This window comes from Streptomyces sp. NBC_00459 (assembly GCF_036013955.1).
Classification (GTDB): Bacteria; Actinomycetota; Actinomycetes; order Streptomycetales; family Streptomycetaceae; genus Streptomyces.
Map to the genome: position 1 here is coordinate 572,255 of NZ_CP107903.1, position 22,877 is coordinate 595,131.

Annotated in this window: 25 protein-coding genes; 10 read left to right on the forward strand and 15 right to left on the reverse strand. The window is 70.5% G+C overall.

All coding sequences use genetic code 11. The features are described from left to right. The first annotated feature begins 99 nt into the window (after positions 1 to 99). Genes OHN74_RS02270 through OHN74_RS02290 form a run of 5 tightly spaced genes read left to right on the forward strand, consistent with a single transcriptional unit; the run spans position 100 to position 3,776 of the window. Positions 100 to 570, forward strand: a complete 471-nt coding sequence (locus OHN74_RS02270; RefSeq protein ID WP_327692802.1) for a pyridoxamine 5'-phosphate oxidase family protein — start codon at positions 100 to 102, stop codon at positions 568 to 570. Between the two features lie 56 nt (positions 571 to 626). Next, positions 627 to 1,046, forward strand: a complete 420-nt coding sequence (locus tag OHN74_RS02275; protein WP_327692803.1) for a nuclear transport factor 2 family protein — start codon at positions 627 to 629, stop codon at positions 1,044 to 1,046. After that, positions 1,043 to 2,143: an acyl-CoA dehydrogenase family protein gene (locus OHN74_RS02280; protein ID WP_327692804.1), complete on the forward strand. Its 1,101-nt coding sequence runs from the start codon at positions 1,043 to 1,045 to the stop codon at positions 2,141 to 2,143. Before OHN74_RS02275 ends, OHN74_RS02280 begins: the two co-directional genes overlap by 4 nt. A gap of 2 nt (positions 2,144 to 2,145) precedes the next feature. Then, positions 2,146 to 2,934: an acyl-CoA dehydrogenase family protein gene (locus OHN74_RS02285; protein WP_327692805.1), complete on the forward strand. Its 789-nt coding sequence runs from the start codon at positions 2,146 to 2,148 to the stop codon at positions 2,932 to 2,934. Between the two features lie 32 nt (positions 2,935 to 2,966). Beyond that, positions 2,967 to 3,776: an acyl-CoA thioesterase gene (locus OHN74_RS02290; protein WP_327692806.1), complete on the forward strand. Its 810-nt coding sequence runs from the start codon at positions 2,967 to 2,969 to the stop codon at positions 3,774 to 3,776. A 12-nt stretch (positions 3,777 to 3,788) separates the two neighbouring features. On the opposite strand, the gene OHN74_RS02295 is transcribed toward OHN74_RS02290, so the two are convergent. Together OHN74_RS02295 and OHN74_RS02300 are read right to left on the reverse strand one after the other, a co-directional pair. After that, positions 3,789 to 4,934 (reverse strand): thiolase family protein, encoded by a 1,146-nt coding sequence (locus tag OHN74_RS02295; protein WP_327692807.1) that lies wholly within the window; start codon positions 4,932 to 4,934, stop codon positions 3,789 to 3,791. Next, positions 4,927 to 6,381 carry a class I adenylate-forming enzyme family protein gene (locus tag OHN74_RS02300; protein ID WP_327692808.1) on the reverse strand — a complete coding sequence of 485 codons (1,455 nt, stop codon included), beginning with the start codon at positions 6,379 to 6,381 and terminating at the stop codon, positions 4,927 to 4,929. Before OHN74_RS02300 ends, OHN74_RS02295 begins: the two co-directional genes overlap by 8 nt. A 54-nt stretch (positions 6,382 to 6,435) precedes the next feature. Between OHN74_RS02300 and OHN74_RS02305 the strand changes: the two genes are divergently transcribed. Beyond that, positions 6,436 to 7,200: an SDR family NAD(P)-dependent oxidoreductase gene (locus OHN74_RS02305; RefSeq protein ID WP_327692809.1), complete on the forward strand. Its 765-nt coding sequence runs from the start codon at positions 6,436 to 6,438 to the stop codon at positions 7,198 to 7,200. Continuing rightward, positions 7,197 to 7,973: an SDR family NAD(P)-dependent oxidoreductase gene (locus OHN74_RS02310; RefSeq protein WP_327692810.1), complete on the forward strand. Its 777-nt coding sequence runs from the start codon at positions 7,197 to 7,199 to the stop codon at positions 7,971 to 7,973. Before OHN74_RS02305 ends, OHN74_RS02310 begins: the two co-directional genes overlap by 4 nt. Positions 7,974 to 8,043: 70 nt before the next feature. On the opposite strand, the gene OHN74_RS02315 is transcribed toward OHN74_RS02310, so the two are convergent. The 9 genes from OHN74_RS02315 to OHN74_RS02355 are packed head-to-tail and all read right to left on the reverse strand — an operon-like array spanning position 8,044 to position 17,614. Then, on the reverse strand, positions 8,044 to 8,874 hold the full coding sequence (locus OHN74_RS02315; protein ID WP_327692811.1) for an SDR family oxidoreductase: 831 nt from the start codon (positions 8,872 to 8,874) through the stop codon (positions 8,044 to 8,046). Next, positions 8,871 to 9,326, reverse strand: a complete 456-nt coding sequence (locus OHN74_RS02320) for a VOC family protein (protein WP_327692812.1) — start codon at positions 9,324 to 9,326, stop codon at positions 8,871 to 8,873. Before OHN74_RS02320 ends, OHN74_RS02315 begins: the two co-directional genes overlap by 4 nt. Next, positions 9,323 to 10,414, reverse strand: coding sequence for a CaiB/BaiF CoA transferase family protein (locus OHN74_RS02325; protein ID WP_327692813.1), 1,092 nt, complete (start codon positions 10,412 to 10,414; stop codon positions 9,323 to 9,325). Before OHN74_RS02325 ends, OHN74_RS02320 begins: the two co-directional genes overlap by 4 nt. Further along, positions 10,411 to 11,367 carry an LLM class F420-dependent oxidoreductase gene (locus OHN74_RS02330; protein ID WP_327692814.1) on the reverse strand — a complete coding sequence of 319 codons (957 nt, stop codon included), beginning with the start codon at positions 11,365 to 11,367 and terminating at the stop codon, positions 10,411 to 10,413. Before OHN74_RS02330 ends, OHN74_RS02325 begins: the two co-directional genes overlap by 4 nt. Positions 11,368 to 11,416: 49 nt before the next feature. Next, positions 11,417 to 11,848, reverse strand: coding sequence for a cobalamin B12-binding domain-containing protein (locus OHN74_RS02335; RefSeq protein WP_327692815.1), 432 nt, complete (start codon positions 11,846 to 11,848; stop codon positions 11,417 to 11,419). Further along, on the reverse strand, positions 11,848 to 13,425 hold the full coding sequence (locus OHN74_RS02340; protein ID WP_327692816.1) for a methylmalonyl-CoA mutase family protein: 1,578 nt from the start codon (positions 13,423 to 13,425) through the stop codon (positions 11,848 to 11,850). The genes OHN74_RS02335 and OHN74_RS02340 overlap by 1 nt, the downstream gene beginning before the upstream one ends. Next, positions 13,422 to 14,849, reverse strand: a complete 1,428-nt coding sequence (locus tag OHN74_RS02345) for a FadD3 family acyl-CoA ligase (protein ID WP_327692817.1) — start codon at positions 14,847 to 14,849, stop codon at positions 13,422 to 13,424. Before OHN74_RS02345 ends, OHN74_RS02340 begins: the two co-directional genes overlap by 4 nt. Continuing rightward, complete coding sequence (locus OHN74_RS02350; protein WP_327692818.1) at positions 14,846 to 16,024, reverse strand: amidohydrolase family protein; 1,179 nt, start codon at positions 16,022 to 16,024, stop codon at positions 14,846 to 14,848. The genes OHN74_RS02345 and OHN74_RS02350 overlap by 4 nt, the downstream gene beginning before the upstream one ends. Positions 16,025 to 16,060: 36 nt before the next feature. After that, on the reverse strand, positions 16,061 to 17,614 hold the full coding sequence (locus OHN74_RS02355; protein WP_327692819.1) for an AMP-binding protein: 1,554 nt from the start codon (positions 17,612 to 17,614) through the stop codon (positions 16,061 to 16,063). 65 nt (positions 17,615 to 17,679) lie between these two features. Between OHN74_RS02355 and OHN74_RS02360 the strand changes: the two genes are divergently transcribed. From OHN74_RS02360 to OHN74_RS02370, 3 genes are read left to right on the forward strand one after another with little or no spacing between them, the layout of a single operon-like run. Then, positions 17,680 to 18,687 carry a ferredoxin--NADP reductase gene (locus tag OHN74_RS02360; protein WP_327692820.1) on the forward strand — a complete coding sequence of 336 codons (1,008 nt, stop codon included), beginning with the start codon at positions 17,680 to 17,682 and terminating at the stop codon, positions 18,685 to 18,687. Between the two features lie 44 nt (positions 18,688 to 18,731). After that, positions 18,732 to 19,454: an enoyl-CoA hydratase/isomerase family protein gene (locus tag OHN74_RS02365; RefSeq protein ID WP_327692821.1), complete on the forward strand. Its 723-nt coding sequence runs from the start codon at positions 18,732 to 18,734 to the stop codon at positions 19,452 to 19,454. Next, the gene (locus tag OHN74_RS02370) at positions 19,447 to 20,289 is read left to right on the forward strand and encodes an alpha/beta hydrolase fold domain-containing protein (protein WP_327692822.1); all 843 of its coding nucleotides are present in this window, start codon (positions 19,447 to 19,449) and stop codon (positions 20,287 to 20,289) included. Before OHN74_RS02365 ends, OHN74_RS02370 begins: the two co-directional genes overlap by 8 nt. Here the strand turns inward: OHN74_RS02370 and OHN74_RS02375 are convergent. The 4 genes from OHN74_RS02375 to OHN74_RS02390 all read right to left on the reverse strand — a co-directional run bounded on the left by OHN74_RS02375 (position 20,243) and on the right by OHN74_RS02390 (position 22,814). Continuing rightward, the gene (locus OHN74_RS02375; protein WP_327692823.1) at positions 20,243 to 20,809 is read right to left on the reverse strand and encodes a TetR/AcrR family transcriptional regulator; all 567 of its coding nucleotides are present in this window, start codon (positions 20,807 to 20,809) and stop codon (positions 20,243 to 20,245) included. The genes OHN74_RS02370 and OHN74_RS02375 overlap by 47 nt on opposite strands. Positions 20,810 to 20,991: 182 nt before the next feature. Further along, on the reverse strand, positions 20,992 to 21,303 hold the full coding sequence (locus OHN74_RS02380) for a DUF1330 domain-containing protein (protein WP_327692824.1): 312 nt from the start codon (positions 21,301 to 21,303) through the stop codon (positions 20,992 to 20,994). Positions 21,304 to 21,339: 36 nt separating this feature from the next. Next, complete coding sequence (locus tag OHN74_RS02385) at positions 21,340 to 21,528, reverse strand: ferredoxin (protein ID WP_105968007.1); 189 nt, start codon at positions 21,526 to 21,528, stop codon at positions 21,340 to 21,342. Then, on the reverse strand, positions 21,525 to 22,814 hold the full coding sequence (locus OHN74_RS02390) for a cytochrome P450 (protein WP_327692825.1): 1,290 nt from the start codon (positions 22,812 to 22,814) through the stop codon (positions 21,525 to 21,527). The genes OHN74_RS02385 and OHN74_RS02390 overlap by 4 nt, the downstream gene beginning before the upstream one ends. Positions 22,815 to 22,877: the final 63 nt, after the last annotated feature.

Below are 22,877 nucleotides of genomic sequence, written 5' to 3' on the forward strand. Positions count from 1 at the left end.
GATGTCGGGGTCGGCCGACCGAGTGGTCCCCTCTCTGGGGGTGGAAACTAGCTTCTCAATTGGAGAGAATCAAGCATTCGGACAATGCTGGGAGAAACGATGACCGGACAGCGCAGGGGAACCGCGATCGCCATGACCGAGCCGGAAAGGGACGCGTTTCTGCGCACCCGGCCCATATGCCGGGTGGCCACCGTCGGGGCGGGCGGACACCCCCACGTCAGTGCCCTGTGGTTCGTGTGGGACGGGACGGCCCTGTGGCTCAACTCGCTGGTCCGCAGCCAGCGTTGGACCGACCTGGACCGGGATCCGCGGATCGGCGTGATCGTCGACGACGGGGGCTCCGACTTCACGCGACTGCGGGGCGTGGAGCTGCGGGGCCGCGTGGAGGTGATCGGCGAGACCCCCCGGAAGGGGGCACCCGTGGATGAACTCCGGGAGCCGGAACGGCTGTTCGCGGACAAGTACGCGGACGGCCGCGACTTCCCGTACGACGGGCGGCACGCCTGGCTTCGGGTGACGGCGGAGAAGGTGGTGAGCTGGGACTTCTCGAAACTGCGGCGGGACCGTTGACGCCTTCACGACCTCCATGAGAACCTTCCGCTCACTTTGAGAGAATGGAATTCTCAATGTCCACTGACGACCTGATGGACATCCAGCAACTGCTGGCCCGGTACGCGGTGTACATCACCCAGGGGAACCTGGACGGCGTGCTCGCGGTCTTCACCCCCGACGGGACCTACAGCGCCTTCGGCGACACCTACGCCCTCGACGAGTTCCCGGCACTGGTCGCGGCGGCGCCCAAGGGTCTCTTCCTCACCGGGACGGCCGTCGTCGAGCCGGGCGCGGACGAGAACTCCGCGTCCGGCACACAGCCCCTGTGCTTCGTCGACCACACCACCCACGATCTGCGCATCGGCTACTACAACGACACCTACGCGCGCACCGCCGACGGCTGGCGGTTGCGCACCCGCGCCATGACGTTCATCCGCCGCAGCGGCGCGCACGACTCGGGACGCCCGCACGCCTACCAGCGCCCGGGGACATGAACGTCACCGAGTTCCGCACGGACCTGCGGCGCTGGCTCGACACGAACGACCTCTCCCCCGGCCCCGGAGACTCGCTCGACGCGCAGGTCGCGCAGCTCGCCCGGGTCCGGCGCGCGCTGTACGAGGCCGGGTGGATGCGGTACGGGTGGCCCGCCGAGGTGAGGGGGCTGGGCGGGCCCGCCGTACTGCGCGCGGTACTCGGCGAGGAGGTCGCCACCCGGGGCCTGGCCGAGCCAGGGATCTACTCCATGGTCGAGGTCCTGGCCCCGACGATGATCTCGTACGCGCGTCCGGAGCTGGCCGCCGAGACGGTCCCGCTGCTGCTCGGCGGACGGGAACAGTGGTGCCAGGGCTTCTCCGAACCGGGCTCGGGCAGCGACCTGGCCTCGATCACCACCAGGGCCGTCCCCCGGGGCGACGACTGGGTGGTGACGGGCCAGAAGGTGTGGACGAGCCTCGCCCAGTACTCCGCCCGCTGTGTCCTGCTCACCCGCACGGCCCCCGGCCACGCGGGCATCACCGCGTTCTTCGTCGACATGGACACCCCGGGGATCACCGTCCGCCCGCTGCGCACGATGCACGGCGTGGACGAGTTCGCGGAGGTGTTCTTCGACGACGTGGTCGTCCCCGGCGACCGGATGCTGGGCCGCCCGGGCGACGGCTGGCAGCTGGCCATGGACCTGCTGCCGCACGAGCGCTCGACGTGCTTCTGGCACCGGATCGCCCACCTCTACACCCGACTCGACCACCTGCTGGAGCAGACGCCCGCAGCCCGCTCCGCCCAGGACGACGACACCCTCGGCGCCACATACCTCGCCCTGCACACCGTCCGCTGCCGCTCCCACGCGACACAGCGACGCCTGGCGGAAGGGGAGCACCTGGGCCCGGAGACCTCGGTCGACAAAGTCCTGCTGGCCACGGCGGAGCAACAACTCTACGACACCGTACGGGACTTGCTGCCCGGCGTGCTGGAGCTGACGGAGACGTCCTGGCGGTCGGAGTACCTGTACTCGCGCGCGGCGACCATCTACGGCGGTACCGCCGAGATCCAGCGGAACATCATCGCCCGCCGGTTGCTGAACCTCGGAAGGGAGTAGTCATGGACGCCGCCGAACAGGACCTGCTCGCCGGGACACTCCGCAAGACGATGGCGACGGCCACGGGTCCGGCGCTCGACACCGCGCTGACCGACCTCGGCTGGGCCGACCTGCTGACGGAGGTGCCCGAGGTCGCTGTCCCGCTCGTCTTCCGGCTGCTGGGCGAGACCGGCGCCCACGCCCCGCTCCTCAACGACGTGGTGCTGCACGCGGCCGGCCGAACGATCGGCGGCACGCTGCCGGTGCCGTACACGGGCGGCTCGTGGGTGGTGTGGGAGCGTGGTGGGGGCGAGAGGCAGGATCTCTGCCTCGACGGTGAACTGCCCTTGCGGGTCTGCCCTGTCGGGGAGCCTGTGCCACTCGGCGCAGGTCGGCGGGCGCTCGGCTGGTGGCTGCTGGGCACCGGGCGGGCCATGCTCACGCTGGCCAGGACGCACGTGCTGGACCGGACCCAGTTCGGCCGGCCCCTCGCTTCCTTCCAGGCCGTACGGCACCGGCTCGCGGAGACACTCGTCGCCCTCGACGGCGCCGAGGCGACTCTCGTGGCCGCCGACGACGACCTCGGCGCGCTGCTGGCCAAGGCCGCGGCCGGGCGGGCGGCGCTGACCGCGGCCCGGCACTGCCAGCAGGTCCTGGGCGGTATCGGCTTCACCGCCGAGCACGATCTGCACCGGCATGTCCGGCGAACACTCGTACTGGACGGACTGCTGGGCAGTTCACGGGAGTTGACACGGGAGGCGGGCGCGCTCGTACGGGAGGGGCGGTCGGCTCCTCGGCTGGTTCAGCTCTGACACCCACCCTCCTTCTCACCTTGGGAGCCCCTGTGAAGGATCTCTGGAGTGACCTGCTCGCGTGTCTCGAACTCCGACCCGCCGACGCGGACATGGAGTTCGCGGGGGCCAACCAACGTCTCGACCATCACCGGCTGTTCGGCGGGCAGTTGCTCGCCCAGTTCGTGCGGGCGGCCTCACTGGCCTGCCCGGACAAGGCGGTGAAGTCCGTACACGCCCTCTTCGCCCGCGCGGGGCGGCCCGACGAGCCCGTCCGGTACGAGGTGACGTGTCATCACCAGGGCTCCACCTTCGCGACGTTGGGGATCATCGCCCGTCAGTCTCCCGGGGTCATGGCCACCGCCGCGGTGTCGATGCACGCCCCCGAGGACGGCCCCGACCACCAGACACCGTTCCACGTCCCGGCCGTTCCCGGCGAGGAGCACTCCGTGGAGCTGGGTCTGCTGCCCTGGGACACCCGCGCGGTCACCGACCTCGACACCCCCGAGCCGGAGGCGCCCGAGTACGAACTCTGGATGCGCACCCCGGCCGCCGAGCCCGAACTGGCTCCGGCCCTCACGGCGTACGCCACCGATCTGAGCCTCATCGGCACCGCGCTGCGCCAGGTCGAAGGGGTCGGCCAGCACGATGCGAACAAGGTGTTCACCTCGGCCGTGACGGCGCACACCGTCCGCTTTCACCGGCCCTTCCGGACGGACTCCTGGCTGCTTCTGCGCCAGCACAGCCCCCTTGTGGCGCAGGGCCGTTGCTACGGCCGCGGTGACGTTCTCACCGAGGAGGGCTCCCTGGTCGCGTCGTACGCCCAGGAAGCCCTGCTCCGTTTCAAGGACTCGGGGAGTTGACGGTCCGTCAATTCACGGCGCGGGTACCTCGATCACCGTCGCCGAGCCCATCCCCCCGCCGGCGCACATCGCCGCGACGCCGATCCCGCCGCCGCGTCGGCGAAGTTCGTGCACGAGGGTGACCAGCATGCGGGCACCCGTGGCGGCGACCGGATGACCGAGCGAGCAGCCGCTGCCGTTCACGTTGACGAGGTCCGGGTCGAGGCCGAGTCGCTTGACGGCGGCCACGGGCACGGCGGCGAAGGCCTCGTTGATCTCGTAGAGGTCGACGTCGGAGAGCGAGAGCCCGGCACGCTTCAGTGCCTTGGGGATCGCGGTCACCGGGGCCAGGCCCATGTCGGCCGGGTCGACGCCCACCGATGCCCACGCCCGGACCGTACCGAGCGCCGGGAAGCCCAGGCGATCGCTGGCGATGACCAGGGCCGCCGCCCCGTCGTTCGCACCGCCCGCGTTGCCGGCGGTGATGCTGAACCCCTCGATCTCCGGGTGGAGCGGCTTGAGCGCGGCCAGTCGCTCCGCGCTGGTGTCGCGGCGCGGGTGCTCGTCGACGGAGAACAGTCCGTGCGGGGTGTCGATGGGGACGAGTTCGGCGTCGAAGCGGCCCTCGTCGATCGCGCGTACGGCGTTGCGGTGCGAACGCAGCGCCCAGTCGTCCATCTCGGCTCGGCTGATGCCTGCCCGGACGGCAGTGTTCCAGCCGACGGTGATCGACATGTCGGTGTTGGGGGCGTCCGGCCGGGCCGGGTGGGTCGGTGACATCCAGGGTTCCCACTCACCGTCGGCCTTGGTCACCGAACGCGGCGAGGTGGAGGCCGAGTTGACGCCACCGGCGATGACGAGTTCGTCCATGCCGGCGCGGATGCTCGCCGCCGCGCTCTGGACGGCGGCCTGACCGGCGGCGCAGTGCCGGTTGTGGGCGAGCCCGGGCACCCAGGTGAGGCCTGTGGTCAGCGCGGCGTGCCGGGCGATCACTCCGCCGCCGTAGAGGCTCTCGCCGAGGACGATGTCGTCGATGAGGGTCGAGTCCAGTCCCTCCGTGGCGGCTGCCGCGGCGACGATGTGGTGGGCGATGTCGAAGGCCGTGGTGTCGCGCAGGGTGCCCTTGAAGGCGGTGCCGACGGGGGTGCGCAGGGCGGACACGATGACTGCTTCAGGCATGGCTGGTCTCCAGGTCGGCGAGCAGGGCGCGGCGCAGCAGCTTTCCGGTGTCGGTCTTCGGCAGTTCGGCGCGGAAGACGACGGTGTCGGGTGTCTTGGCGGAGCGCAGACGCTGCCTGACCCAGGCGCGGATCTCCTCCGGGTCGCCCTCCCCGACGAGCACGGCCACGATCCGCTGCCCCCACTCGGGGTCGGGCACCCCGATCACCGCCGCCTCGACGATGCCGGGACGGGTGAGGAGTACGTCCTCGATCTCGGCCGGGGCGATGTTCTCGCCGCCCCGGATGATGGTGTCGTCGGCGCGCCCCTCGATGAACAGATAGCCGTCGGCGTCGAGGCGCCCCCGGTCCCGGGTGGCGAACCAGCCGTCGCCGTCCAGTGCGGCAGCGCGTCCGCCGTACTCACCGGAAATCTGCTCCCCACGTACGAACACCAGCCCGGTACTGCCGACTTGGACCGGCTCGCCGGCCTCCTCGCTGTCCTCGCTGCGGATCTGGATCTCGACGCCGGGCAGTGCGCGCCCCACCGAACCGAGCCGGTCGCGCACCGCCGGTTCGTCGGAGGCCAGCGCCTCGCGGTGGTCGTCGGGTCCGAGCGCGGCGATCGATGACGTGGTCTCGGTGAGGCCGTACGCGTTCACGAACCCGGTGTCCGGGAAGGCCCGCAAGGCCCGTTCGACGACGGGTCGCGCGGTGCGGGCGCCGCCGTACGCGAGGTTGCGCAGCGTCGGTGTAGCGGCGGTGGCGCCGTCGGGGATCTCGGCGACGATCCGGGCGAGCATCGTCGGGACGACCAGCGCGTGGGTGACGCGTTCACGTCGGACGGTGGCCAGCCAGTCGGGCGCGTCGAAGGCCGACTGGTAGACGATCCGGCGCCCCGAGTAGAGGTTCGTGAGCAGGTTCATCAGACCGGCCACGTGATACGGGGGCACCGCCACGAGCGTCGTGGCGTCGGGCTCGGCCGATCCGAACTCCTGCGTGTTGAACACATAGGCAAGGAGGTGTCGGTGACGCAGGAGGGCCGCCTTGGGCTCGGCCGTCGTTCCGCTGGTGTAGAGCACGACGGCGACGGCGTCCTGGTCCTGGGGGGCCGGTTCGTCGTCGCCCTCGCCCATCTCCCGCCCGGCTTCGAGGAGTTCGTCGAGATCGGCGGGGCGGAGCACCAGGGCCCCCGGGTGGCGGGCCAGCAACCGGGCCAACTGGTGCTCGCCGAGTCGGTAGTTGAGGGGAATGAAGGGGACTCCCGCCAGGGCCGCGCCGAACAGGGCGACGGGGTGGGCGAGATGGTTGGCGCCCAGATAGAGCACGGCCGATCGGCGCCGGAAGCGGTGCGCGGCGGCACGGGCGCGGTCCAGCAGCTCCGAGGCGGTCAGGGAACGGTCGTCCGCCGTCACCACCACCCGGTCTCCGGCCGAGCTCGCCATCTCCAGAAGCATGGTTATATTCATGAGAATGCTATTCTCATCTCACTAGAGCCCTGCTTGCAAGAGAGGAAAACCTTGATGCAGATCAGTGGCAGCTCAGCAGTCGTCGTCGGCGGGGCGGGAGGCCTGGGCGAGGCCACCGTCCGCCGGTTGCACGCGGCGGGCGCGAAGGTGGTCGTCGCCGACCTCGCCGACGAGAAGGGCAAGGCGCTGGAGCAGGAGCTCGGCGTGCGCTACGTCCGGACGGACGCCACCAGCGAGGACGACGTCCTGGCGGCACTGGCCGAGGCGGAGTCGGCGGGCCCGCTGCGGATCTCGGTGGACTGCCACGGCGGCCCGGCGAGCGGCGGCCGGCTCATCGGCAAGGACGGCACCCCGATCAGCCTGGAGGGCTTCAGGACGACCATCGACGTCTATCTGACCGGCGTCTTCAACGTGCTGCGCCTGGCCGCCGCCGCCATCGCGAAGCAGGAACCGACGGAGGACGGCGGCCGAGGGGTCATCGTCAACACCGCTTCGATCGCCGCGTACGAGGGCCAGATCGGCCAACTCCCCTACGCTGCCGCCAAGGGCGGGGTCGTGAGCATGACGCTGGTGGCCGCCCGTGACCTGTCCCCGCTCGGCATCCGGGTCGTCACCATCGCGCCGGGCACCTTCCTGACTCCGGCCTACGGCAAGGCGGGTGACCAGTTGGAGGCCTACTGGGGTCCGCAGGTTCCGCATCCCCGGCGGATGGGCCGCTCCCCCGAGTACGCGGCGCTCGTCGAGCACATCTGCGAGAACGGCTATCTCAACGGCGAGGTCGTACGCCTCGACGGAGCGCTCAGGTTCCCGCCGAAGTGAGCGACGTCAGTGAGTCGTTGAAGTTGTTGAAGTCGAGGTCGTTGGAGGGGAAGGCCGCGTTTGTCGCCGGGGCCAGCCGGGGCATCGGGCGCACGGTGGCCGTGGCGTTGGCGCAGGCCGGGGCGTCGGTGGCGGTGGCCGCGCGGTCCGAGGAGGCGGGCCGGCTGCCGGGGACGATCCACTCGGTGGCCGACGGGATCACCGAAGCGGGTGGCCGGGCGCTGGCGGTGCCCTGCGATGTCAGCAGCGAGGAGTCGGTGGAGGCGGCCGTGGCGGCGACCGTCGCCGAGTTCGGCGGTATCGACATCCTGATCGCCAACGCCGGGGTGCTGTGGCTCGGCCCGGTCGAATCCACCCCGCTCAAGCGCTGGCAGCTGTGCCTGGACGTCAATCTGACGGGCGTCTTCCTCGTCACCAAGGCCGTGATCCCGTATGTCCGGGAGCGCGGCGGCGGTTCGCTGGTGGCAGTGACGACCGGCGGGGTCGGAATGACCGACCGGGGCGCCAACGCGTACTGGGTGTCCAAGGCGGCCGTCGAGCGGCTCTATCTCGGGCTCGCCACCGACCTGCGGGCCGACAACATCGCCGTCAACTGCCTCGCCCCGTCCCGGATCGTGCTGACGGAGGGGTGGCAGGCGGCGGGTGGTGGTCGCGAGATCCCGCCGGAGATGGTGGAACCGCCGGAGGCGATGGGCCGGGCCGCGGTACTGCTGGCCGGCCAGGACGCGGGCGGGATCACGGGGACCGTCCAGCGGTCGGAGTCGGTCGGCTGAGGAGCGAATTCCGGATGCCAACTACTGTGCAGGACAAGGTAGTTGACATCCGACAGTCCAGGTGTTCGTCCTACCGCCCCGTTCTCCCCCGTACCGCCGCACAGGCGCCGCCGTCGATGAGCAGGTCGATGCCGGTGACGAAACTCGCCTCCGCCGAGAGCAGGAAGGCGACTCCGGCGGCGACCTCCTCGGCGCGGCCCGCACGGCCGGTCGCGGACCCGCGTACGAGCGCGTCCATGGCCGGCTGTTTCGCAGCTTCCCGGCGGCCCTGCGGGGTGTCGATGACGCCGGGCGAGACCGAGCAGATCCGGGCACCGAGCGGGCCGAGCCGAAGCGCCTCCTGCCGTACGAAACGATGTACCCCGTACTTGGCCCAGCCGTAGGCGGTGCCGCTGTCCTCGACGGCCGGTCCCAGGGCTTCGTGGAGCCGGTCGAGGAAGGCGTCGTCGAGCGGATCGTCAAGGACGGCGGCGACGGCCGGACCGGCCTCCAGATTGCCGAGCAACGGTGCCATCGAGGCGAAGCACACCATCGCCGTGCCGTCCGTGGCCAGTGGGCGCAGTGCTTCCGCCAACAGCGCGGTGCCCACCAGGTCCACCGCGAAAATGGTCCGCCAGTCGGCCATCGTGGGCGAGATACCGGCGGCGTGGGCGACGGCGCGCAGGGTGCCGAGTTCGGTGGTACGGGCGGCGAGCCGGGCCAGGCCGTCCCGGTCGGTGATGTCGAGGACGAACGGTTCGATCGACGCGTCCCCTTCGGCCGACAGGTCCTTCGCCGCGGCTGTCAGCGTCGCCTCGTCCCGGTCGACGAGCAGCAGTGTGTCCACCGTAGCGACCAGCCGCCGGGCGCAGGCCAGTCCCATTCCGCGCCCGGCGCCCGTGGCGATGCCCACGGTGCTCATCCTCTGCCCTCCTCGCCGGCCCAGAGCTTCTCCAGCATCGGCTGTGCCGCCCGGTCCACGAGTTCGACGAGTACTCCGTCGGAGCCGCGCAGAAAGGCGAAGGCGGATCCGGCGGAGCCGAGGCGGGATGCCTCCACCGTGTACCCGAGGGCTGCGAGTCCGGCGCAGTCCGCGGCGACGTCGTCGGACCAGTAGCCGACGTGGTGGACTCCCCCGCCGGGCAACGCTTCCCAGAGGGTTCCCGGGATGCTCCGCAGGATCTCCAGCCGGGGTGAGGTCCGCGAGTAGACGCAGCTGAGCCGTACTTCGGCGTCGCCGGTGGGGAGCGTCACGGTCAGCGGGCCGGCGATCTCCGCGCACCACTCGTATCCGAACGCCGCCGACAGCCCGGCCAGGGTGCCCTCGAAGTCCTCGGCGACGATGCCTAGGTGGAACTGGTCCTCGCCCCTCATGACTCGACCACCTCACTCTCACTGGAACAGCGCAGGACAGGATCGTTGTGTTCACCCAGCCCGGGCGGCGGCCCGTAGCCGGGCTCGTGGCCCGCGATCCGTACCGGGCTGCGGACCAGCCGGTAGCCACCCGCGGTCACCACGGCCTCGGGTGTGGCAGCCAGCGCCTCCGGCAGGGTGCGTACCGCGGCGGCCGGTACGCCCAGGGGCCGCAGCCGGGCTTCCCAGGCCGTGGCGGTGTCACCGGCCAGGGCCGCCGTAACGGCCTCCAGCACCTCTTCCCGCCGCACCGCCCGCTCGGCCATGGTCGGAAAACCGCGGACGCCCGCCTCGGCCGCGAAGGACTTCCAGAAGCCGTCGTGGGTGATGAACAACGCCAAGTGGCCGTCGGCAGTGGGAAAGAGCTGCGCCGGTACGTAGTAGGAGTGCGCTCCGAGCGGCAGCCGCCGCGGCTCGGTGCCCTCGTTCAGGTAGGCCGAGGCACGGTAGTTGAGCTGCGACAGCATCACATCCCGTAGGGAGACGTCCACTTGGCCGCCACGCCCCGCGATGATCTGCGCGAGCAGCCCCAACGCGGCCGTGAGACCGGTCGAGTTGTCGGCGGCGGAGTAACCGGGCAGCGTCGGCGGGCCGTCGGGATCGCCGGTGAGCGCGGCAACTCCGGTCGCTGCCTGGACGACGTAGTCGAAGGCGGGTTCGTCGCCCGTCGCCAGCCCGAAGCCGGTCAGCGCGACGCACACGAGCCGCTCGTTCCACTTCCGCAGCGCCTCGTAGGTCAGCCCCAGCCGATGGATCGCCGAGGGTTTGAGGTTGACGAGCAACGCGTGGGCGTCGGCGGCGAGTTCACCGAGTCGGTCCTGGCCCTCCACAGTCGTCAGATCCAGGCAGACGCTGCGCTTGCCCCGGTTGAGACTGGCGAAGTAGGCGTCGCTCACCTGCCGCGAGATGTCACCGCCGGGCGGCTCGATCTTCGTGACCTCGGCTCCGAGGTCGGCGAGCATCATCGTGGCGTAGGGGCCCGCCAGCATGTGGCCGACCTCCAGGATTCGGATGCCCTCTAGGGGCCCGGCCGTCGACCCGGAGGTCATCGGACTTCCACCGCCAGCGCCGAGAGCATCTCGCGCGTACGGCGCTTGGAGGCGACCAGTTCGTCCCGGCCCTCACCGATCGGCAGCAGCCGTACCGACAGGTCGGTGACCCCGGCGTCGGCGAAGCGGCGGAACCGGGCCAGGATGGCCGCCTCGTCGCCCGCCGCGCACAGGTCGCCGATGTCCCGGGCGTCGCCGTAGTCCAGCAGTCGCTGGTAGTTGGGCGATATCTCGGCCTCGCCGAGGATGCGGTTCGCGCGCTCGCGGGCCGCGTCGACCTCCGTCGGACGGCACAGGCACACCGGGATGCCCGCGACGACCCTGGGCGCCGGGCGGCCAGCGCCCTCGGCCGCCTTGGTGATGCGCGGGACGACATGGTCGGCGACCGCGCGTTCGTCGGCCATCCAGAGGACGGTGCCGTCGGCGCGCTCGCCCGCGAGGGCCAGCATGACCGGGCCGAGCGCGGCGATCAGGACGGGCAAGGGGCCGACCGGGCCGAGGTCGAGCGGGTTGTGCACGGTGAAGGTGTCGTTCTCGACGTCTACCGGGCCGGGTCCGTGCAGGGCCGCGTCCAGGACGTCGAGGTAGTCGCGGGTGAACGCGGCGGGCCGCTCGTAGGGCAGTCCGAGCATGTCCCGGACGATCCAGTGGTGCGAGGGCCCGACACCCAGAGCCAGGCGTCCCCCGGTCGCCGCCTGGGCGGACAGGGCCTGCCGGGCGAGGGCGATCGGATGCTGGGCCTGGAGCGGTACGACCGCCGTCCCGATCTCGATCCGTTCGGTCCGTGCGCCCATCAGCGCGACGGCCGTCAACGCGTCGAAGTCCGTGGGTATCTGGGGCACCCACGCGGTGTCGAGGCCCGCCTGCTCGGCCCACGTCACGTCGTCGATCATCCGCGCGACCTTGCGCGCGGAGTCCCCACGCTCCGGCCCGATCATCACACCGACTCGCACAGTGCCTCCAGATGTTCCGACAGGGTTCCGAGCAGAGTTCGAGCAGGTCCTACGGGCGCGTGCCCGCACTCCCCGCGCCTCCCGCAGGCCTTGTGAGCGCCCGCATCTCCGCCACGAGCACGTCGAGGGGCGTACCGGTCGGGAAGACCGCCGCCGCGCCCGCCGCCCGCATCCGGGGTACGTCGGCCGGCGGGATGGTGCCACCCACGACGACGGCGATGTCGTCGGCCCCGGCGGCCCGCAGCGCCTCGACCACCTTCGTGGTCAGGGCGAGATGCGCGCCGGAGAGGATGCTGAGCCCGACCACGGCCACGTCCTCCTGGACGGCCGTCGCCACGATGGTGTCGACGCGCTGGCGGATGCCGGTGAACACGACCTCGAAACCGGCGTCGCGCAGCGTCCGCGCGACGATCTTGGCCCCGCGGTCGTGTCCGTCCAGGCCGGGCTTGGCGACCAGGATCCGAGTGGCGGCGGCGCCCATCAGAACACCACCGGCTGCTGGAACTCGCCCCAGACAGCCTTCAGCGCGGCGACCATCTCCCCCACCGTGCAGTAGGCGTTGGCACAGTCGATCAGTACGGGCATCAGGTTCTCCGTCCCGTCCGCCGCGCGCGCCAGCCGGGCCAGTTGCTCCCGTACGAGGGCGGCGTCCCGGGTGGCCTTCACGTCGGCGAGTCGCTTCAGCTGCCGGTCGCGGCCCTCCGCGTCCAGTTTGTACGTCACCAGGTCCGGCGGCGGCTCGTCCGACACGAACCGGTTGACGCCGACGACCGGGCGGGTGCCCGCCTCCACGTCCAGGTGCAGCTGGTAGGCCTCGTCGGCGATGAGTCCCTGCAGATAGCCGTCCTCGATGGCGCGGACCATGCCCCCGTACCGCTCCAGGTCGTCCATGATCTCGACGATCCGTGCCTCGGTGGCGTCGGTGAGCGCCTCCACGAAGTACGAGCCGCCGAGCGGATCCGCGACCCGGGTCACGCCCGTCTCGTGGGCGAGGATCTGCTGGGTACGCAGTGCCAGCGTCGCCGAGTCCTCGCTGGGCAGTGCGAACGGTTCGTCCCAGGCCGCCGTGAACATCGACTGGACGCCGCCGAGTACGGAGGCCAGCGCCTCGTACGCCACCCGGACGGTGTTGTTCTGCGCCTGGGGCGCGTAGAGCGAGGCTCCACCGGCCACACAGCCGAAGCGGAACATCGACGCCTTGTCGGTCGTCGCGCCGTACCGCTCCCTGACGATGGTGGCCCAACGCCTGCGTCCCGCACGGTATTTGGCGATCTCCTCGAAGAAATCGCCGTGGGTGTAGAAGAAGAAGGAGATCTGCGGGGCGAACTGATCGACCGTCATCCGGCCGCGCTCCAACACCGTGTCGACGTACGTCACCCCGTCGGCGAGCGTGAACGCCATCTCCTGTACGGCGTTGGCGCCCGCGTCGCGGAAGTGCGAGCCGGCGACCGAGATCGCGTTGAAACGGGGTACCTCGGCCGCGCAGAACTCGATGGTGTCCGCGATGAGACGGAGGGAAGGCTGGGCGGGCCAGATCCAAGTGCCCCTGGACGCGTACTCCTTGAGGATGTCGTTCTGGATCGTGCCGGTGAGTTTCGCGCGCGGCACACCCTTGCGTTCGGCGGCGGCCACGTAGAAGGCGAGGAGGATCGCCGCGGTGCCGTTGATGGTGAAGCTGGTGCTGATCCTGTCGAGGGGAATGTCCTCGAAGAGGATCTCGGCGTCGGCGAGGGTGTCGAGGGCGACGCCGACACGCCCGACCTCCTCGGTCACCTCCGGGTCGTCGGAGTCGTAGCCGCACTGCGTGGGCAGGTCCAGCGCCACCGACAGTCCCGTACCGCCCTGTTCGAGGAGATAGCGGTAGCGGCGGTTGGACTCCTCGGGCGTGCCGAAGCCGGAGTACTGGCGCAGCGTCCACAGCCGTCCCCGGTAGCCGGTCGCGTAATTGCCGCGCGTGAAGGGGTAGTTGCCGGGCTCGGGCGGGTCGGCGCCCCGGTCGGCGGGTCCGTAGACCGCCTGGAGCGGGATGCCTGAAGCGGTCTCGTCGGGTCGTGTCATCTCAGCTGGTCCTTCATCACCTTGCCGGTGGCGTTCAGCGGCAGTTCTTCGAGGAACTCCACGAACCGGGGCGCCTTGAACCCGGCCATCCGTTCACGGCTCCAGGCGATCAGCTCGTCCGCCGAGACAGGTTCGCTACGGACGACGAACGCCTTGCCGACCTGTCCGAGCCGCTCGTGCGGTACGCCGATCACGGCGGCCTGCGCGACGGCCGGATGTTCGAGGAGGAAGCCCTCGATCTCGGCCGGGTAGGCGTTGAAGCCGCCCACGATGAACATGTCCTTCTTGCGGCCGACAACTCTCAGGCGCCCCCGGTCGTCGAGGGTGCCGAGGTCTCCGGTGTGCAGCCAGCCGTCCGCGTCGATCGCCTCGGCGGTGGCGGCGGGATCGTCGAGGTAGCCGCGCATGACGCTGTAGCCGCGGATCAGGACCTCGCCGTCGTCCGCGATGCTCACCTCGACGCCTTCGCAGGGGGTGCCGACCGTGGTCGCGATGTCCTCGAAGGAGTCGCCGGGGCGGGAGGCCGTGGCCGTGCCCGCCTCGGTCAGGCCGTAACCGGTCATGACGTGCTGGAAGGGCAGGTCGCTGACGATCCGGCGGATCAGTTCCACCGGGATGTCGGCGGCGCCGGTCACCGCCACCCGCAGGGAGGACAGGTCGTGCCGGTCCCCCGCCGCCAGGAGCGAGTGGTAGAGCGTGGGCGGGCCGGGCAGGACCGTCACCCTCTCGCGCTCCACAAGCTCCAGGACGCGGTCCACGTCGAAGACGGGCACCGGCAGGATGGTCGCCCCCCGGATCAGGGCGGCGACGAGGCCCGCCTTGTAGCCGAAGATGTGGAAGAACGGGTTGACGATCAGATAGCGGTCGCCCTCGCGCAGGGTCGCCAGATCGCACCACTCGCCGTACAGGCGGAGCGTCTGCGCGTGGGTCATCAGGACGCCCTTGGGCCGCCCGGTGGTCCCGGACGTGAACGTGATGTCGCTGACGTCGTCGCCGCTCACCTCCCGTTCGAACGGCGAACCGCTGGCCAGGAAGCCGGACTTGAGGTCGATCACGGGCACGCCCGACGGGCCCTCGAAGTCGAGCCCGAGGAAATCCTCCTCCACCATGACCAGCCTGGCCCCGCTGCGGCGGATGATGTCGTGGGCCTCGTCCGCCTTGAACCGGGTGTTGACCGGGACGAGCACCCCGCCGGCGGTGAGCAGCCCGAAGGCGGCGACGATCCACTCGGCGGAGTTGGGCGCCCAGATCGCGACCCGGTCGCCCTTCTCGATCCCGGCCGCGGCGAAGGCGCCCGCGGCCGTGCGGACCCGGTCCACCAACTCGGTGAAGGTGAGCCTGAGTTCGCCGTCGACGACCGCTTCGGCGTCACCGAAGCGGTCGGCCGCGCCCAGCACCATCCGCGGGATGGTCTCCCACTTCATTCCGGGATCAGCCTGGAGAGGTTGCCGCCCATGATCTTGGCCTGGTCGGTGACGCTCAGGTGCTGGATGGCATCGACGTAACTCTGCGGCTGGGCCAGGCCCTCGGGGTGCGGGTAGTCCGAGCCGAACAGCACCCGGTCCACGCCCATCAGGTCGATGAGATCGCTGAGGTCGTCCTCGTAGAACGGGCTGACGTGGATGCTGTCCTTGACGGCCTGGACCGGGTCGCCCAGGAACTCGTTCGGCATCTTCTTGTAGACGTCCCGGAGTTGGTCGAGCAGCGGCGCCACCCAGGAGGAGCCGTTCTCGATGAGCGCGATCTTCAGCCCCGGGACCCGGAACAGGGCTCCGTGACACACCCAGGCGGCCACCGCGTCCTGGATCGGCCGCCACTCGGACACCGTACGGAAGGCGTTGGGCTTGAACGGGAGCATCTCGTTGGTCCCGCCCTCCCAGTCACTGGTGTACCGGGCGTAGCCACTGTCCGAGGAGTGCATCGCGACCAGTACGCCGGTCTCGACGACGCGCCTCCAGAACGGGTCGAACTCGGGCGCCGCGAAGGAACGCGAGCCGCCGTGGCCGGGCACCGGGGCGGGGCGCACCAGGATCGCCCGGGCGCCGCGCTCGACCGCCCAGTTCAGCTCCGCTATCGCCTTGTCGACGATGGGCAGGGTGATGACCGGGGTGGTGAGGATGCGGTCCTTGTAGTTGAAGCCCCATGTCTCGTGCAGCCACTCGTTGAGCGAGTGGATCACCGCGTGGATCAGTTCGGGATCGTCCCGCATCCGCTCCTCGATGAGGCTGGCGAGCGTCGGGAACATCAGCGTCCGCTGCACTCCCAGCTCGTCCAGCAGCTCCAGCCGGGGCCCCGGTTCACGGAAGGCGGGGATGGAGCGCATCGGCTCGCCGAAGATCTCCCGGCGGCTCTTGCCGTCCGGGTTGCCGAACTTGAAGTAGTCCTCCATCGCCCCGGGGCGGGCGACCACCTCGAAGGTGGGGTTGGGGATGTACTCGCTGATCTGCCCCCGGATCGCGATCTTCGTACGGCCGTTCACCTGCACGTACTGGATCGCGCCTTCGTATTGCTTGGGGAGGTGCCTGGTCAGCGCCTCTTCGGTCTCGTACAGGTGGTTGTCCGCGTCGAATAGCGGATACGGCAGCTCGCGCGACGGCATTGAGATCCTCCTTCGCTGATTGTGAGAATCTTATTCTCACTTCTTGCGGCTCGCAATGTCCTTGCGGAGAACGAACTTCTGGACCTTGCCGCTGGCGGTGCGCGGGAACTCGTCCACGACGTGCAGTTCCTCCGGCCACTTCTGCCGGGCCAGGCCATCCCGGTCGAGGTGGGCGCGCATCTCGTCGAGGGTGGGCGCGGGGTGACCGGGTTTCAGTCGCAGGACGGCCGCCGCGTGTTCGCCGAGTCGATCGTCGGGCGCGGCCACCACTGCGGCCTCGGCGACGGACGGCAGGGCGAGGAGCACTTCCTCGACCTCCAGCGCGCCGATGTTCTCGCCGCCGCGAATGATGATGTCGGCCTTGCGGTCGGTGATCGTCAGATACCCGTCGCCGTCGATGGCCCCGATGTCCCCGGTGCGGTACCAGCCGTCGGCGTCGAAGGCCCGGCCGGTCAGCGCGGGATCGGTGTAGCCCAGGCAGAGATCCGGTCCCCGGCTGAGGATCTCGCCGTCGTCGGCGAGCCTGACCTCGACGCCGGGCAACGGGTCACCGTCGGTGTAGAGCCGCTTGATCTCGGGCGCGGTGTGTCGGGAGCCGGTGACAGAGGGGTGCTCCGTGCTGCCGTACGAGCGGAAGACGGTGATCCCGAGGCGGGCCAGCCTCTCGGTGACCGCGACCGGGACCGCCGCGCCGCCGAGGCCCGCGTACTTCATGCCGGCCAGGTGGGCGGGCGTGAAGTCGGGATGGTCGAGGAGGCTCGTCATGTAGTACGCGGCGCCTCCGCCGACCGTCAGCCCGTCGCTCTTCATCAGGCCGAGGGCCGCGCCGGGGTCCCAGGCGTCGGCGAGGTTCACCGGGGTGCCGTCCAGGACGGGGATGAGGAAGGCGTTGACCATGCCGATGAAGTGGCCGACGGGCGCCGAGGTGAGTTGGCGGCCCCGGTCGGGCGGGTAGAGCCCGGCCAGTTGCCGGGTCTCGAAGCCGAGGGTCTGGTGGCTGTGCACAACTCCCTTGGGATCACGGGTCGTTCCGGAGGTGAACGCGATCAGGGCGGGGCTCGCCGGATCCGTCGTGAGGACTCCGGGCAGGGGTTCGTCGGCCAGCAGGTCCTCGAAGTCGCGCCCGACGACGCCGACCACGGGCACGCCCGCGCTCAGGTCGGGTTGGTGTTCGAGGTGGCCGAAGCGGGCGGCGGTGACGAAGACGCGCGGGCGGACGGCGTCCAGGATGTAGCCGACCTCCCTGCGCCCGTAGAAGTGGACGACCGGCACGACGACCGCGCCGAGGAACGCCGACGCCCAGAAGACCGCAGCCGCCTCCATCCAGTTGGGCAGCTGGAACGCGACCACGTCACCGGGGCCCACCCCACGCGCCCTGAGCCCGGCCGCCAGCCGGCGCGCGACCCGCTCGACATCGGCGAAGGTTCCCGTCCACGGCCGCACCTCCGAGTGCACACGGAACTCAGTGTCGGGGGCGGCCGCCAGACCGCGCGTCAGCAGGTCCCCGAGCGTGTCGCGGGTCCACCAGCCCTCCGCCTCGTAGCGCTGAACCAGCTCGGCCGGGACTGCGCGGGTGGGGATGGTTCGCATCGCGGGAACTCCTTCCCTTGTAACGAGAATTGCACTCTCGCAGAGAGAGAAGGTAAATTCCATACATGGTACGAGACCACGGTTTCCACCCGGTCCGGATCAAGCGGATCGTCCAGGAGACAGCCGACACGCGCACCTACGTACTCGACGCGCCTTTCCCCTATCTCGCCGGACAGTTCCTGACGGTACGAGCGTGCGGCGCCCTGCGCAGCTACTCGATGTCGAGTTCCCCGGACACCGACAGCGAGTTGATGACCACGGTGAAGCGCGTTCCGGGCGGTCTGGTGTCCAACTGGATGCACGACCACCTCGCACCCGGCGATCTCATCGAGACCACGTCTCCGGCGGGGGTCTTCTGTCTGCGCGAGGGGACGACACCCCTGGTCGCCCTCTGCGGGGGCAGCGGGGTCACGCCGATCCTCTCCCTCGTGAAGACCGCGCTGGCCACGACGGAGCGGCGGGTGCGGGTTCTGGCGGCCAACCGGGACGCGGACTCCGTCATCTTCGGCGACACGCTGACCGAGCTGGCGAAACGGCACCCGGGCCGGTTCGACATCCGGCACCATCTCGACGACCGGCAGGGCCTCGTCACCGCGGCCGAGGTGCGGGAGTTCGTGGCCGGCGACCTGGGCGCCGACTTCTACCTCTGCGGACCGGCGCCGTTCATGGCACTGGCCGAGAGCACGCTTCTCGGGCAGGGTGTCGAGGCGGGACAGATCGTCGCCGAGCGCTTCACGGCGCCGGATCCGGCGGTCGAGGAGTCCATCGGCGACGCCGAGGCGGTACCGGAGACCGGCAGCGGGACAGTCACCGTCGTCCTCGCCGGAAAGCGGCGCACGGTCGACCAGCATCCCCGCGAGTCGCTGCTGGAGAGCGCCCGCCGGGGAGGTCTCATGCCGCCCTTCTCCTGCGAGATGGGCAACTGCGGCACCTGCATCGCCCGGCTCACCGAGGGCGCGGTCAGGATGCGCGTCAACAACGCGCTCGACGACGACGAGGTCGCCGAGGGCTGGGTGCTGACCTGCCAGGGCGAACCGGTGACCGCACACGTCACGGTCGAGTACGAGAGCTGAGCCCGAGGACCGAAGTCCGCGCCCCACCGACCGAAGAGGCACACATGGTTGATCTCGAACTCGAACTGGACGAGGGTCTGGCGGTCATCACCATCAACCGCCCGCACTCCCGCAACGCCATCGCACCGGCCACCATGGACGAGTTGGACGAGGCCCTCGACGCGGCGGCGGGCGCCCGGGCCCTGGTCATCACCGGCGCCGGCGACAGGGCCTTCGTGTCGGGCGGCGACCTCAAGGAACTCGCCGCGATCCGCACCGAGGACGAGGCGCTGGCGATGGCCCTGCGGATGCGTGGCGTCTGCGACCGGCTGGCCGCCTTCCCCGGACCGGTGATCGCCGCCCTCAACGGGCACGCCTTCGGCGGCGGAGCCGAGGTCGCGGTGGCCGCCGACATCCGGATCGCGGCCGACGACATCAGGATCGGCTTCAACCAGACGGCCCTGGCGATCATGCCCGCGTGGGGCGGCGCCGAACGGCTCGCCGCACTGGTCGGCAGGGGCCGCGCGCTGCTGCTCGCCGGCACCGCGCAGATTCTCGACGCGCCGGAGGCCGAACGCCTCGGCCTGGTGGACCGCGTGCTCCCCCGGTCCGCCTTCGAGGAGGGCTGGCGCACGCTGGCCCGGAAACTCGCCACCCGCCCGGCGCAGGAGATCAAGCGGGTGGTGTCGGGCAGCCTCACGTCGCACCAGGCGGCCCACGCCTTCGCCCGGCTGTGGGTGTCCGACGAGCACTGGCAGGCAGCGGAAAGGGTGATGTCCCGTGGATGACAATGGAGTTGAGACCTCAGACGGAGATGTCGGCGAACACCGGGTCCTTGTACAGGCCCGGCCCGACGACTCCTCCGGACCGGCCGAACGCCGCACCGCACAGACCGACTTGGCGGCCGTACGGGTCGAGTCGAGCCCGATCGGGCCGGTCGTGACCCCGCCGGACCCCACTGATCTCGTGATCCTCTGTCTGCACGGCGACCGGCATCTCTCCGATACGCCGGAGTCGGCGCTCGACCTGGCCGAGCGGCTCGCCCTGCGCACGCGGGCGGTGGTCGTCTGCCCGCGCTACCGCACGTCGTTCCCGGGAGCTCTCGACGACGTCCATGCCGTGTACGACTCCTGCCGGGCCCGGGGTCCGGTGGCGCTGGCCGGGGAGCGGCTCGGCGCCGGGCTCGTCGCCTCGCTGCTGGTGCGGCTGCGGGACATGGGGGCGACGGCTCCGGAGTGTGCGGTGCTCGGCTCGGCGCTGCTCGATCTGACGCTGGACGCGCCGAGCCTGTTGTTCAACGCGGCGGCCGAGCCCTCCTTCGACCTCGACGAACTCCGGCTGCGCGCCGCTCTCTACGCCGCCGGCACCGAGCCGACCAACCCGCTGCTCAGCCCCCTGCACGCCAATCTGCACGGGCTGCCGCCGGTGCAGCTGCTGGTCGCGGGCACCGATCCGCTGCTGGACGACTCCCTGGGGTTCGCCGCCCGCGCGGCCCGTTCCGGAGTCACCGTGGATCTGCGGGTGTGGGAGGACGCCGAGCGGCTGCGGACCGGGACGGTGACGGCCATGGCCGGGTTCATTCGGGCGTGGAGCCGATCAGAAGGGTCATCACGTCCCGCATGATCTCGGGGTAGTCGGACTGCTCGTCGTCCAGCAGCCACTGGAGCTGCATCCCGTCGAGCATCGCGACCAGGGCACTCGCCGCGGCGCGCGGGGTGAGGCCGCTGGGCAGGCGGTCGCCGTAGATCTCGGTGAGTTGGGCGACGGTGTTGTCCTGGATCGAGCGGTAGTGGTCGTGGAAGAACGCTTGGGAGGGGTCGTCGCCGATGATCCCCTCCGCCACCAGCACGCTGTGGATCTGGACGAGCCCGGCGTTCTGGTGGTCGTACGCGACGACCCCGGCGACCAGACTCGGCAGGTCCTTGTACGCATGGCCCGCCAGGTGTTCACGGGCGAGGTCCTCCCGGCGCTGGAGGAGCGCGTGCAACAGGCGCTTCTTGCTGGGGAAGTAGTGCAGGACGCCCTGCCGGGTCAGTCCCGCCCGCTCGGCGACCGCGTCCATCGAGGCCCGCTTGAAGCCGCGCTCGGCGAACACTTCCAGGGCGGCACCCAGGATTTCCTCACGCCGGGCCGTCGTCTCCACGCGTCACCTTCTCCGCCGCCGGCACACCGATGTGCCAGTACGGTCACCACACCACACAAGTGCCTTCTGCGGCCACTGCCGGACGCCGTCATTTCCGGCAGCTCACGCACGACACGCCAACACCCGCCGGACAGACGGGCGTTGGCGTGTCCTGAAGGCTCGGCCGCGGTGACGGACCGGTGTCAGCCGTTCCCGGCGGGCGGTTCGAAACCGGCGACGATCACCATGTTGGTCTCGGCTGCCGCGTGCCGCAAAGGCTTGGCCTGCTCGTACTCGGCGGACTCGTACCAGGCGCGGGCCCCCTCCACCGACTCGAACTCGAGGACGACGGTCCGGTCGCCGTGCCACTCGCCTTCCAGTTGCTGCGGCCCGTCGTCGACGGCCAGGATCTTCGCGCCGCTCGCGGCCAGGGTCGCCCCGGCGGCGCGGGCGTAGGCCTCCAGGCCCACCGGGTCCTTGATGGCCTCGGTGACGATGACGTATCCCTTGGGCATCCAACCGTCCTCTCGAACTCACTGCGCGAATAGGCCCTAGCTCAGCACGATGGCCCGCTCGGGGCAACTGCCGACGGCGGTGCGCACGGCGTTCTCGTGCTCGGCGGGAATCTCGGGCACCAGCACCTCGGCGTACCCGTCGTCGGTGAGGTCGAAGACCTCGGGGCACAGGGTCCAGCACACGCCGTGCCCCCGGCAGCGGTCCTCGTCCACGGCGGCCTTCATCGGGCGCTCTGTTCTGCGGACGTGAACTCCAGGCCGAGGTGGGTGAGCCCGCGCAGGATGTAGGTCGGCAGGTACCGGTATCGGCGGGCACCGGCGGGGCCGTGCGCCGCCTCGGAGATCCTGATGTCGGTCGTACGGTCGAGGATGCGCTCGATGGCCACGCGGCCCTCGGCCCGGGCGAGGGGCGCGCCGGGGCAGGTGTGGACGCCGCGGCCGAACGCCAGGTGATGGCGGGCGTTGGCCCGTGTGGCGTCGAAGGTCTGCGGGTCCTCGAAGTGGCGCGGGTCGCGGTTGGCGGCGCCGTTCAGGACCATGAGCGTGGTGCCGGCCGGAATGTCGACCCCGCCCACCGTGGCCGGTACGCGGGAGAGCCGGAAGTCGCCCTTGATGGGGCTCTCCATCCGGAGCACCTCTTCGACGAAGTTCGGGATGCGGTCGCGCTCGGCCCGCAACAGCGCCTGGATCTCGGGCTGTTCGGCGATGATCTGGAGCGCGTTGCCCAGCAGCCGGACGGTGGTCTCCTGGCCGGCCGCGAAGAGGTTGGTGGCGACTCGGGCGACATCGGCGACGTCGGGGGTCGACCCGTCGGGGAAGGTGGCGATGGCGAGGCCGGTGATCACGTCGTCGCGGGGTTCACGGCGGCGGTCCTCGACATAGGCCGCGAACCGTTCGTACAGGTACTCCAGCGGCGTGTGGGCCATCTCGCCCTGGGTGCTGCCGACTCCCGCGTCGGAATGCGGCCGGTTCTGGAGCTTCTCCGCGAACTCGTCCCGGTCGGCCTCGGGTATGCCTAGCAGGTCGGTGATGACCCGCAGGGTGAAGGGGCCGGCGAAGCCACCGATGAAGTCGCCCTCACCGGAGGCCAGATACTCGTCCAGCTGGGCGTCGGCGAGATGCCACATGGACGCCTCGTTCTCCTTGAGGCGCCTCGGCGTGATGAGCCGCATCAGCAGCCCGCGATGGGCGGTGTGCAGGGGCGGGTCGAACGTCGGCAGCTGGTCGCTCATGGGGAGCTCGTCCCGGTGGCGCTCGATCAGCTCGCTGACGTCGTCGCCCTCCAGCGGGACCGGGAACCCCGGGAAGGGCCCGGTCACCGACACGCACGAGGAGAACGTCTCGGCGTCGCTGAAGACCTGCACGGCCTCGTCGTAGCCCGTCACCATCATCACGTCGTGATGGTTCTCGCGCTGCACGGGGCACTGGCCACGCAGGGCCTCGAAGTACGGATACGGGTCCGCGACGGCCCCCTCGTCCCGGAAGAAGTCGATCGCCTCGAAGTCGTTCACGGCCTGTACCGCTCCCTTCGTCACCCTGACGACAGACGATAGCAATGCTCGCGAATAATGAGA

Excerpts from the sequence above, each read along its gene's own strand:
- OHN74_RS02345 (WP_327692817.1), bottom strand. The coding sequence starts at position 14,849 with ATGAAGTGGGAGACCATCCCGCGGATGGTGCTGGGCGCGGCCGACCGC.
- OHN74_RS02320 (WP_327692812.1), bottom strand. The coding sequence starts at position 9,326 with ATGAGGGGCGAGGACCAGTTCCACCTAGGCATCGTCGCCGAGGACTTC.
- OHN74_RS02270 (WP_327692802.1), top strand. The coding sequence starts at position 100 with ATGACCGGACAGCGCAGGGGAACCGCGATCGCCATGACCGAGCCGGAA.
- OHN74_RS02385 (WP_105968007.1), bottom strand. The coding sequence starts at position 21,528 with ATGAAGGCCGCCGTGGACGAGGACCGCTGCCGGGGGCACGGCGTGTGC.
- OHN74_RS02380 (WP_327692824.1), bottom strand. The coding sequence starts at position 21,303 with ATGCCCAAGGGATACGTCATCGTCACCGAGGCCATCAAGGACCCGGTG.
- OHN74_RS02355 (WP_327692819.1), bottom strand. The coding sequence starts at position 17,614 with ATGCGAACCATCCCCACCCGCGCAGTCCCGGCCGAGCTGGTTCAGCGC.
- OHN74_RS02305 (WP_327692809.1), top strand. The coding sequence starts at position 6,436 with ATGCAGATCAGTGGCAGCTCAGCAGTCGTCGTCGGCGGGGCGGGAGGC.
- OHN74_RS02280 (WP_327692804.1), top strand. The coding sequence starts at position 1,043 with ATGAACGTCACCGAGTTCCGCACGGACCTGCGGCGCTGGCTCGACACG.
- OHN74_RS02295 (WP_327692807.1), bottom strand. The coding sequence starts at position 4,934 with ATGCCTGAAGCAGTCATCGTGTCCGCCCTGCGCACCCCCGTCGGCACC.
- OHN74_RS02275 (WP_327692803.1), top strand. The coding sequence starts at position 627 with ATGTCCACTGACGACCTGATGGACATCCAGCAACTGCTGGCCCGGTAC.
- OHN74_RS02315 (WP_327692811.1), bottom strand. The coding sequence starts at position 8,874 with ATGAGCACCGTGGGCATCGCCACGGGCGCCGGGCGCGGAATGGGACTG.
- OHN74_RS02300 (WP_327692808.1), bottom strand. The coding sequence starts at position 6,381 with ATGAATATAACCATGCTTCTGGAGATGGCGAGCTCGGCCGGAGACCGG.
- OHN74_RS02360 (WP_327692820.1), top strand. The coding sequence starts at position 17,680 with ATGGTACGAGACCACGGTTTCCACCCGGTCCGGATCAAGCGGATCGTC.
- OHN74_RS02325 (WP_327692813.1), bottom strand. The coding sequence starts at position 10,414 with ATGACCTCCGGGTCGACGGCCGGGCCCCTAGAGGGCATCCGAATCCTG.
- OHN74_RS02335 (WP_327692815.1), bottom strand. The coding sequence starts at position 11,848 with ATGGGCGCCGCCGCCACTCGGATCCTGGTCGCCAAGCCCGGCCTGGAC.
- OHN74_RS02340 (WP_327692816.1), bottom strand. The coding sequence starts at position 13,425 with ATGACACGACCCGACGAGACCGCTTCAGGCATCCCGCTCCAGGCGGTC.
- OHN74_RS02365 (WP_327692821.1), top strand. The coding sequence starts at position 18,732 with ATGGTTGATCTCGAACTCGAACTGGACGAGGGTCTGGCGGTCATCACC.
- OHN74_RS02285 (WP_327692805.1), top strand. The coding sequence starts at position 2,146 with ATGGACGCCGCCGAACAGGACCTGCTCGCCGGGACACTCCGCAAGACG.
- OHN74_RS02350 (WP_327692818.1), bottom strand. The coding sequence starts at position 16,024 with ATGCCGTCGCGCGAGCTGCCGTATCCGCTATTCGACGCGGACAACCAC.